The sequence below is a fragment of the Leptolyngbya cf. ectocarpi LEGE 11479 genome (assembly GCF_015207065.1).
In the GTDB taxonomy this organism is placed as follows: domain Bacteria; phylum Cyanobacteriota; class Cyanobacteriia; order Phormidesmidales; family Phormidesmidaceae; genus Leptothoe; species Leptothoe ectocarpi.
The window spans coordinates 1-8835 of sequence record NZ_JADEXP010000277.1 but is presented as its reverse complement, the minus strand read 5'-3'; the positions used below and the strand labels follow the sequence as shown (position 1 = coordinate 8835).

Below are 8835 nucleotides of genomic sequence, written 5' to 3'. Positions count from 1 at the left end.
AGGTTACACCGATGTTAGCGCCAGCCCTGCTCAGCTGCTGGGCAATCCCCCAGGCAATTGAACGGTTGTTCGCAATCCCGGTTACCAGGGCATTTTTTCCAGTCAGGTCTAACATGATGGTTGGGTGGAGCTGTATCAAAAATGAATTTGGATCTCGATTCTGACCCTCCCTGTGGGGACGGCCCATAGGAGCATACTGAAAAATGGTCCCCCATGGATAGCCTTGCCATGGACTCAGCCGACTCTTTGAGCCTTGCCCCTCTCCAGTAGCTAGAATTTTTGTATAGGTGGAATGCCGCTGCATCAGGCCGTCTCTCGGACCGTTTGCATCAGCCGTCCATTGAACCGACGGAAAAGCCACACTTTTGTGTGCCTTTATACAAAAGTGCCGTCAAACTTGAGTTTTATTGGTCTAAAGTCATGAAATTCAATCGATGAGCGCTATCTGGTACTGATTGAATCGATTTAAATTCTGAAGTCCTTACTCATTTTCGACCGTTCTCAGTTACCTTTAGTTTCACCTTGCTCTAGCTTTGCGATCGTCTCCCCCCACTACCGTGACTACAGAGAAACCTCTTGCCAACCTGCTACGGCAGCTATCCACAGGCTCATTCCCCCCTGTAGCCGAAACCTATGAGCGCGGTAAGACAATTTTCTTTCCCGGCGATCCGGCTGAACGTGTCTATTTCTTGCTCAAAGGTGCCGTCAAACTTTCTAGAGTTTATGAAGCCGGGGAAGAAATTACGGTGGCGCTCCTCCGTGAAAATAGCGTATTTGGTGTTTTATCCCTGCTGACGGGCAATCGTTCCGACCGTTTTTACCACGCCGTGGCCTTTACCCCGGTCGAACTCATGTCCATGCCCATCGAGCAGGTAAAACAGGCCCTTGAGGAACATCCCGAGCTCTCCATCATGCTGCTCCAAGGGCTATCATCCCGCATCCTGCAAACCGAGATGATGATCGAGACCCTGGCCCATCGGGATATGGGTTCTCGTTTGGTGAGCTTTTTGCTGATCCTCTGTCGCGACTTTGGCGTCCCTAGTACGAGCGGTATTACCATTGATCTAAAGCTATCCCATCAGGCTATTGCCGAGGCCATTGGCTCCACACGGGTTACGGTTACCCGACTGCTGGGCGATCTCCGACAGGACACTATGATCTCTATTCACAAAAAGAAGATTACTGTCCACGATCCCGTCGCTCTCAGCCAGCAGTTTGCTTAAGCCACTCTGCCCATGGGCATATCTCTGTGCTGACCGTGGTGAGCACAGGAGCAAACAATCAAGTAACCTATACGAGAGCCTGCTCGGGTGCCTTACTCCACTGGATGGACGTTAGATGGACGTTGGTCTAATACTGATTACGACCTTGCTCGTCCTCGGTGGCCTTATTGCTACCTTGGGCGATCGCATTGGTATGCGCGTAGGCAAAGCCCGTCTCTCCCTCTTCAATCTGCGTCCCCGTCAAACCGCCACTGTCGTTAGTATTTTGACGGGCAGTGTAATTTCGGCCTCCACGTTGGGGTTAATGCTAATTGCCAGTGAACAGTTACGAAAAGGATTGTTTGAGTTTGAAGAAACCCAGGCCAACCTATCAGAGGCTCGGGCTGCTCTCGAAAATACTCAAACTGCAAAAACTGAGGTAGAGCGAGCCCTCAATAGGGTTACCCGCCAAAAGATTGAAGCCGAGGGTGAACTCACTGAGGTCAATACCTTTTTAGATCAGGCCACCGAACGGGAAACCATAATTCGAGAACGTCTTGGTCAAACCCAGACCCAGCTGGGTATCGTTTCCCAGCAAGCTGGCCAGCTCCAGGGAGAAATCGGCCGTCTACAAACCGACCGTCAGCGCCTACAACGTCAGCAAACTGAAGTGCGACAGCAAATTGCCCAGCGCGATCGCGCCCTAGCAGCCCGCGATCAAGAGCTACAGCAGCGCGATCTATCCATTGCCCAGAGGGAAGACGCCTTAGCCAGGCTCCAAACCAAACAAGCTTTTCTAGAAGGTGAAACCCAACGCCTGGAATCTGAGTTTCTGAAATTACGCGCTGGCAACGTTGCCATCAGTCGCAATCAAACCCTGGCCCTACTGATAACGCGGCCTCAATCCATGGCAGCCGCAAGAGCCGAGATTGAACAGCTCCTGGCTGAAGCCAACCGGTTGGCCTTAAATGAGATCTGGCCAGATGCCCCCAATAAATCAGTTCAGATTTTACGGATTGATCCTCAGCTGATTAGAGGCATCATCCAAAATATTACCGACGGCCAGCAGTATGTCATTCGCGTTGGCGTCTCCGGCAACTATGTTGTGGGTGAACCCTGTGTTGTTCAGCAACAGGGTTCACCCTGTGTTGAAGTCAACCTGCAAGCAAAACTCAACCGCATTATTTTTGAGCAGGGAGAAACCCTAGCTCGCGTCCCGATCGAAACAGCGTACCCTAGCACCCCTACTTTGGTAGAAACCTTACGTACATTAGTTACCAGTGCTCAAATCAAGGCTAGCTTAGAAGGCATTATCATCGTGGACAATCCCCGCGTAGCCGGTGGATTTAGCAAACCCGTTATTGATTTTCTGAACCAGGTACAAAACTACGGTGCACCGCTAGACATTGAAGCTGTCGCCAGCAAACAAATTTTTACCACAGGTCCACTAACCCTAGAACTCGTTGCTAGTCGCAATGGCCAACGTCTATTTCAAACCCAACTTTCCGTACCCAACCCGTCGCGAAATATACAATAGCCCCATTCCCAGCTGACATAAGCACAATTGAGAGCCACTGAATCAAGTAATTATTATCAAAATCTCAAGCAAACCTATATTTTGTTTGCGGATAGTAACTATATAAGGCGTTACCTACTCTAAGTATTTTTTAGCGTCTAAAATAAAGCGTAGACATTTAATAAAATCTTTTGATGCAATAACGGGTCAGAGGACAGTAATTCTATCCGTCTTTACCTTCAATCAAAGGGTCAATATCATTCATTTTTAATGGCTATCGTTAGCTTGAGCTTTCAAGCAATTTTTTTAAGTCATTTAAGGCCCCTGATCGAGCAGCCATTACTGGCCCAGCGAGCTTTTACTGGTAACGGCCTTGGCAATGTTGGTGAATACCTCCTCGACGGGTAAAACCTAACATCACCCACGCTCCATCCATAAATCATCGGTAATCAAGCTGTTTTAAACCCATCCCCATTGCAGCCGGAGCAATATGCCATGAAATTCGAGGACATTTATCAATTTTTTGAAGATCCCCCGCCGCTCTATCTCAATAAAGAATTAGCGGTTTGTTATGTACTCTCAGTACTGATACGTCGCGATTCCTACGGGACTGAGCTCATTCACGCAATCGAAAATGAGTACCCTGACTACCGGCTGTCAGACACTGTGCTCTACAGCGCACTCAAATTTCTAGAAAACCAGGGGGCCATTATGGGCTACTGGAAAAAGGTGGAAGGTCGAGGTCGCCCCAGACGGATGTACCGCCTACGTCCCGATTGGCAGACAAAAGCGCGCGAATTAGCAGAGCTTTGGCAGCGCTACATCCTTGGGCAGCGTAATACCACCCCCAGACGACGGGCAATGAGTTCATAACCCGATGGCCTAGCTCATAGGCCAGGTTCTGTCTGGTAAGCGGTTAATCCTAGAAACAACAGCTACTGACCAGCTACTGGGGTATAGTCAATGTGGCTCCAGTAGTTGTTGTTTTTGCTAGGAATAGCTGTCGTGGAAAGTGCAGTCAGTCAGTCAACCTTTTTTCTAACCCTGCTGTTAGGAGTGGGGTTGTTCTTTTTTATTAAGGCAGCTACTAAGGATCGAACCGAAATTGCTGAGTTTGCGATAGATCAATCCTCTGAAGACCTATATCAAACACTACTTGACTATTTTCAAAATCGAGCCTACACAGTGATTCCTGAAACAGATCCCAGTCCAGATAGCGATTGGGTGAAGCTAACGGGTTTAGTAAGGCCCAGTCTTTTTCTTGCGATTTTTCTTTCTTGTTTAGCCGCTGTGGCCCTCATGTGCCTTGCCCTAGTGCTAGCAACGCTATTTAGCAGCTACGGAGCAATTTTTTTTGCTTTGATTTTACTATCTCCGCTGACGGCCATTGTCTACTGGAAACAGGCTAAACGAGAGGAACAAATTGCATTTCGTATTCATAATGAGAAGGCGGCCACTACCGTATCCATACGCGCTCATCGGGATGAAATTATTCAATTAAAAGCAAATGCTCCTTTCAAATATTTATGAGCTGGTGGATTGAGTAATGGAATCTATAGATTAGGCTCAATCAGCCTATAAAAAGGGAGGCCCAAATGTAACGCCTCCCTGGTAATCTTTTATAGGTTTTGTTTGAACAGGTTAAGTGCATCTGATTGCACTTAACCTTTTTTATTACCCGAGGACGGCTTCTTCCTCTTCTTCACCAATCAGGGCGCGAAGGCTGGGGAACAAGAAATGGTTCTCTTCAACATACTGAGCACCAAACAGCCCTTTTTCTGCCCAAAAGTACCGGTCGGTGGTATGCTCGTTACGTTTCACTAAAAGTACAGCCGGCGGCTGGATACCTTCGGAATGAATATAGTTGCGAGCCGCAGTGACAGGTTTGGCTTCTCCACTCTCAATGCTGTATTGAGCAACTGCTTCTAGGATCCGACGCCCTTCAAGGCGACGACGGCTTTTACGCTTGCGTCTCCGTGCCAAGTTAATTGACCTCCATGGCTAATTTGAATAGCGGATTCGTGTATTGATAGTTACAAAAACACTTAACCCAGCAAAGTATATCGGTTGTGCCCTAGATTTTCAACTTCTCTTAAAATTGTGGAGTACCGGCTAAAAGTTTGCTAGCGTCCTCCATCTTAAGGAAATCCAGGGTGACATAAAGTCCTAAGACTTTTTGGATTTTTTTGATAAAAATTAAAATTTAGATAAATTTATCCGGATTGAGGAGATTACCCCAAGCATTGCTTCGTTGACTCACGTAGGGCGAGACTATGTCAGCCAGTGCCGAATTAGTAGATATGTGTCGGGCTCACTTGGATCTATTGCGTGGTGCATTCGGTGAGGTGTCGTCTATTGTGTATCTCACCTTAGGTGTAGATGCTGACTCTGCACCGATATTAGTGCCCATAGCTCAAGTTCCAGAATCTAGTGAGTTCAATGATTTTCTAAATCCCATGGGAAAACAGGGGGCTTTACCGGCGTCAAAAATGCCCCTGGATGCTCTATCGCGTGGGGAACTGGCTGGAGTTGAACCGCTCAATCCAGACATAGGTGCAGAACGTTTGGTGCTGCCGCTGATGCATCAAGAAATTGTTATGGGTGTGCTGGTTACGCTGCGTTCAGATCGACCTTGGCAAGCTAGTGAACAAAAGTATTTACAGACAGTGTCAGCCAGTTTAGCGGCTGGCTGCTTTCTAGATCGACAAAATCAGTGGTTACGTCAACGACTCAATACCAAGCAAACGTTACAGGGCGAGCAATCGGAGATTTTTCACAATCTACTCCATCAGTTTCGTAATCCGCTGACGGCCATCGGTACGTTTGGAAAACTGATGCTGCGACGGCTTTCTCAAGACGATCCTAACTATCGACTAGCGGATGGGATCGTACGTGAAAGTCAACATCTCAAGGACCTAGTGACCGACTTTGATGCCGCAGTTGAGATTGGCGATACTGATATGGCTCAAGAGGTTAGCCCACCACTCCTTCCAGACGGTACCAACCCTGATCACAAACCACTGCTGCCGGCATTAGGCCGTGCCCTGACATTGACTCCTCAATCATTGGGGGACGTACTTCAGCCGTTAATCATGGTGACGGTTGCCGCCGCTGATGAACGGCATCGACAGTTTTGGCATTCGCCGATCAAACAATTTTCCAAGACGTTGGTAATCATTGATGCCCAGGCCTTGCAGGAGGTTATTGCCAATTTATTGGACAATGCATTTAAATATGCACCTCCCCAAACATGGGTGTGGCTTTTGGGGGGAGTGAGCAAAGGTAACTATGTGGGTATTGTCATTGGTGATAATGGTCCTGGTATTCCACCCGAGGATCAAGTCCATTTATTTGAGCGGCACTATCGAGGGATACAGACCCAAGGAACCATTACTGGGACAGGATTAGGGTTGGCCATTGCTAAAAATTTGATGACTCAAATGGGAGGCTCCATAGACTTAATCAGCCCTGTTTGGCCGACTAACTGGGGCATGAAATGGGACCAAGAATGGGGCGAGAAAGAGAAAAACGTTCTCCCTCCATGGCTGCCCACGCCCTTACATCAGTATTTATTGCCTGGCGATCAGGGTACGGCTTTTATTGTATGGTTGCCGACTATGGCTGCTCAGACGTCGTTGTCGAGCTAGCGGGTTTAGCCCCGGCTGTACGTACCGATGTGACCCGTCGCAGCGCATCAAACCAAAAGCTGGAACCCATAGAAACAGCTACTCCGGTCACAACCCAACCTAGCCAATGGCGAGGAAACGGTAAGGTCCAGTCAGCTTCTAGGATGGCCTGGGTGGCCAACAGTTTAGGGGAACGGCCTAAGGGGAGAGCGTAGTCTGACAGGGTGGTTTGCACCACATTACCGAGGGATTGCAAATCGTTACTCAGCGAACCAGTACTGCCAGAGGTCGATATCATCGTCTCTATGGGTACCTGCTCCAAGGTTTGGATAACGCTGGCCCGCACGGCTTGATCGACAGTTAATCGGTTGGCAATATAAAACGTATCGGCGTTGACGGCTGCTGCAATAATCACACCAATCAAAATGCCAACAATTTTTGAATTTCGTCGATACACTCCCCCAGCCCGGTCCATACCTCGGTCATACCATTGTTCCAACTCGTTTTGAAAGAACTTTAGCTGATCGTCTGCGGCTTCCGTACGGCGGCTGACGCGTTCTGCTAATAGACCAAGACTTTCTTGCAGCCGCTGTGGGAGTTTGCCGTCAAGATGCTGACGTATTGATGCTAATTCGCTGGATCGAGTATCCCCATGCTCTGGACCAGCAATGAGGGATAGTAATTCCTTGATGGTTGGCTGCAGCTGTCGCACCAGACCTTCGGATAGGTCCATGCCGCCTGCTAGCTGCGATCGCAAATATCCCACCCGTCGAATAAATGCCTGGGTAGCTCCATAGCTCTCCGGTAAAATCTGAGCCCCCTGGTCCGAAAAATGGTCTAGCTCTGCCAGCACTCGATCCGCAATTTGGGCCAGGCTCGTTCGTCCCGCCCGATAATCCAGAAATATCTTTTCGAGGGATGCTTCCAAGTTCCGAAGCTCCACATCCAGCACATCCCCATCACCGATGGCTGCCCGTAGCGTGTGGAGCGTATCTCCCAGGGGAAGCATAATGCGCTCCTGCAGCAATCGTTTGAGACGAGCTTCCACGACTGTCTTTTGCAATCCTTCCAACTGCAAGGTTTCCAGCAGCGTTGTCGCAAACGCTTCTGACGGAATATAAGAAGGCCCAGACGTCTTGCCACCAAACACATTACGCGTGCGACTCACCAATCGATAGATGCGCCCCACGACATGAATGACCTGCCGGGCTGAACGCGCGATCACACCTTGGGCTTCATAATTCAAATCACGTAGCATCGGGCTGTTGTAGAGCTGATCCGCCAGCCTACGGGCGGATCGACGATCATCAGACTGCCCGCCTGCCAACAGTTGCTCAATCGAATACTTGAGATGTTCGGCCCTCCACTGGAGCAAAGTACTCACAATTTCCTGCGCTTCACTGGCGATTAAACCCAGGGCCATGTAAACGAACATCAACCCAAGGGCAACATCTAAAACTACTGGCAACCCCATAATATTTCTGAATTAAAGCTAAGAATTCAGCTAACTAACGCTGTAATGATAACGACCGTTTACTCATCAACATCATCGTCACCGTCGACTTCGTCATCAACTTCCTCATCGATATTGAGCTGCTTTAAACGAATGTGTTTACGCCCAAGGGAGATTTCAAACTCATCTCCAGGCTTTAAACCCATCTGCTTTGTATAGGCCGCACCAATCAACAAATTACCGTTAGACTGCACGGTAATTCGATAGCTAGCACTGCGGCCACCTCGGCCATTGCCGGTTTGAATACTGTCTAATTGAATACCTTCAGCATCAATCAGCGCATTCATGAATTTCATCATGTTCACACGAACGACATCTTTCTTTGTCACCGTGTAGTAGCCACAGGCCTTTGCTTTTTCCTCTCTAGAGAGATGCTCTAAGTCTTTAACTTTCTTGAGTAGGGTTTTACCCGTTAATGGATTTAAATTTGACGGTTTAGCCATTCACCCACATCTCTAACATGAACACATTTAGAAAATATATAACGAGCAAAATCATACATGATTGAAATACTTTTTTGCACGCTGTTTGAATTTATTTCTTGATAATTATATTAAGAGTTGATTTACCTATGTAATTTCCTTGGAGTTCACCATTATGAAAACTTACGCGGTAAATTTCCCTCTAATTATCCCCAACCCATCCTGTCAATCTAAAGTAAGATTCACCCATTTTCTAAACTTCAAACTCGGTTGAGTCTGTGCCTTACCATGAAACTTACAACCCGTGGACACTACAGTGTAAAAGCCATGCTTGATTTGAGTTTGCAACCCCGTTTGGCCTCGGTCAAACTGATTGCTCAACGGCAAAATCTACCAGCACCCTACCTAGAAAAATTACTCATTCAGCTACGTCGAGCAGGACTCGTGGAATCAGTTCGTGGGTCACGGGGTGGATACCGCTTAGCCAAAGCGCCAGGACAAACTTCTTTGGGACAAATTTTAGATGCGGTAGGAGAACCCATTACCCCCATAGAGC

The 8835-nt window shown here is 48.0% G+C and carries 9 protein-coding genes and 1 pseudogene; 6 read left to right on the top strand and 4 right to left on the bottom strand.

The window, feature by feature from the left end; all coding sequences use genetic code 11:
• A pseudogene (locus IQ260_RS31195) lies at positions 1 to 361 on the bottom strand (hypothetical protein); the annotation flags it as partial.
• 196 nt (positions 362 to 557) lie between these two features.
• Here IQ260_RS31195 and ntcA point away from each other — a divergent pair.
• The 4 genes from ntcA to IQ260_RS22700 all read left to right on the top strand — a co-directional run bounded on the left by ntcA (position 558) and on the right by IQ260_RS22700 (position 4248).
• On the top strand, positions 558 to 1223 hold the full coding sequence (ntcA, locus tag IQ260_RS22715; protein ID WP_006515157.1) for a global nitrogen regulator NtcA: 666 nt from the start codon (positions 558 to 560) through the stop codon (positions 1221 to 1223).
• Between the two features lie 115 nt (positions 1224 to 1338).
• The gene (locus IQ260_RS22710) at positions 1339 to 2739 is read left to right on the top strand and encodes a DUF3084 domain-containing protein (RefSeq protein ID WP_193995370.1); all 1401 of its coding nucleotides are present in this window, start codon (positions 1339 to 1341) and stop codon (positions 2737 to 2739) included.
• 474 nt (positions 2740 to 3213) lie between these two features.
• Positions 3214 to 3591 carry a PadR family transcriptional regulator gene (locus IQ260_RS22705; protein ID WP_006515159.1) on the top strand — a complete coding sequence of 126 codons (378 nt, stop codon included), beginning with the start codon at positions 3214 to 3216 and terminating at the stop codon, positions 3589 to 3591.
• A 132-nt stretch (positions 3592 to 3723) separates the two neighbouring features.
• On the top strand, positions 3724 to 4248 hold the full coding sequence (locus IQ260_RS22700) for a cofactor assembly of complex C subunit B (RefSeq protein ID WP_193995369.1): 525 nt from the start codon (positions 3724 to 3726) through the stop codon (positions 4246 to 4248).
• Between the two features lie 144 nt (positions 4249 to 4392).
• Here the strand turns inward: IQ260_RS22700 and IQ260_RS22695 are convergent, their stop codons facing one another.
• On the bottom strand, positions 4393 to 4701 hold the full coding sequence (locus IQ260_RS22695; protein ID WP_193995368.1) for a DUF3155 domain-containing protein: 309 nt from the start codon (positions 4699 to 4701) through the stop codon (positions 4393 to 4395).
• Between the two features lie 290 nt (positions 4702 to 4991).
• Between IQ260_RS22695 and IQ260_RS22690 the strand changes: the two genes are divergently transcribed.
• Positions 4992 to 6365 carry a GAF domain-containing sensor histidine kinase gene (locus tag IQ260_RS22690; RefSeq protein ID WP_193995367.1) on the top strand — a complete coding sequence of 458 codons (1374 nt, stop codon included), beginning with the start codon at positions 4992 to 4994 and terminating at the stop codon, positions 6363 to 6365.
• Here IQ260_RS22690 and IQ260_RS22685 read toward each other — a convergent pair.
• Together IQ260_RS22685 and IQ260_RS22680 are read right to left on the bottom strand one after the other, a co-directional pair.
• The gene (locus IQ260_RS22685) at positions 6334 to 7818 is read right to left on the bottom strand and encodes a hypothetical protein (protein WP_193995366.1); all 1485 of its coding nucleotides are present in this window, start codon (positions 7816 to 7818) and stop codon (positions 6334 to 6336) included. The two genes, IQ260_RS22690 and IQ260_RS22685, sit on opposite strands and share 32 nt — an antisense overlap.
• 59 nt (positions 7819 to 7877) lie before the next feature.
• Positions 7878 to 8300, bottom strand: coding sequence for an AbrB family transcriptional regulator (locus IQ260_RS22680; protein ID WP_193995365.1), 423 nt, complete (start codon positions 8298 to 8300; stop codon positions 7878 to 7880).
• A gap of 267 nt (positions 8301 to 8567) precedes the next feature.
• On the opposite strand from IQ260_RS22680, the gene IQ260_RS22675 reads away from it, so the two are divergent.
• A partial coding sequence (locus tag IQ260_RS22675) for an RrF2 family transcriptional regulator (RefSeq protein ID WP_193995364.1) occupies positions 8568 to 8835 on the top strand: 268 nt, incomplete at its 3' end.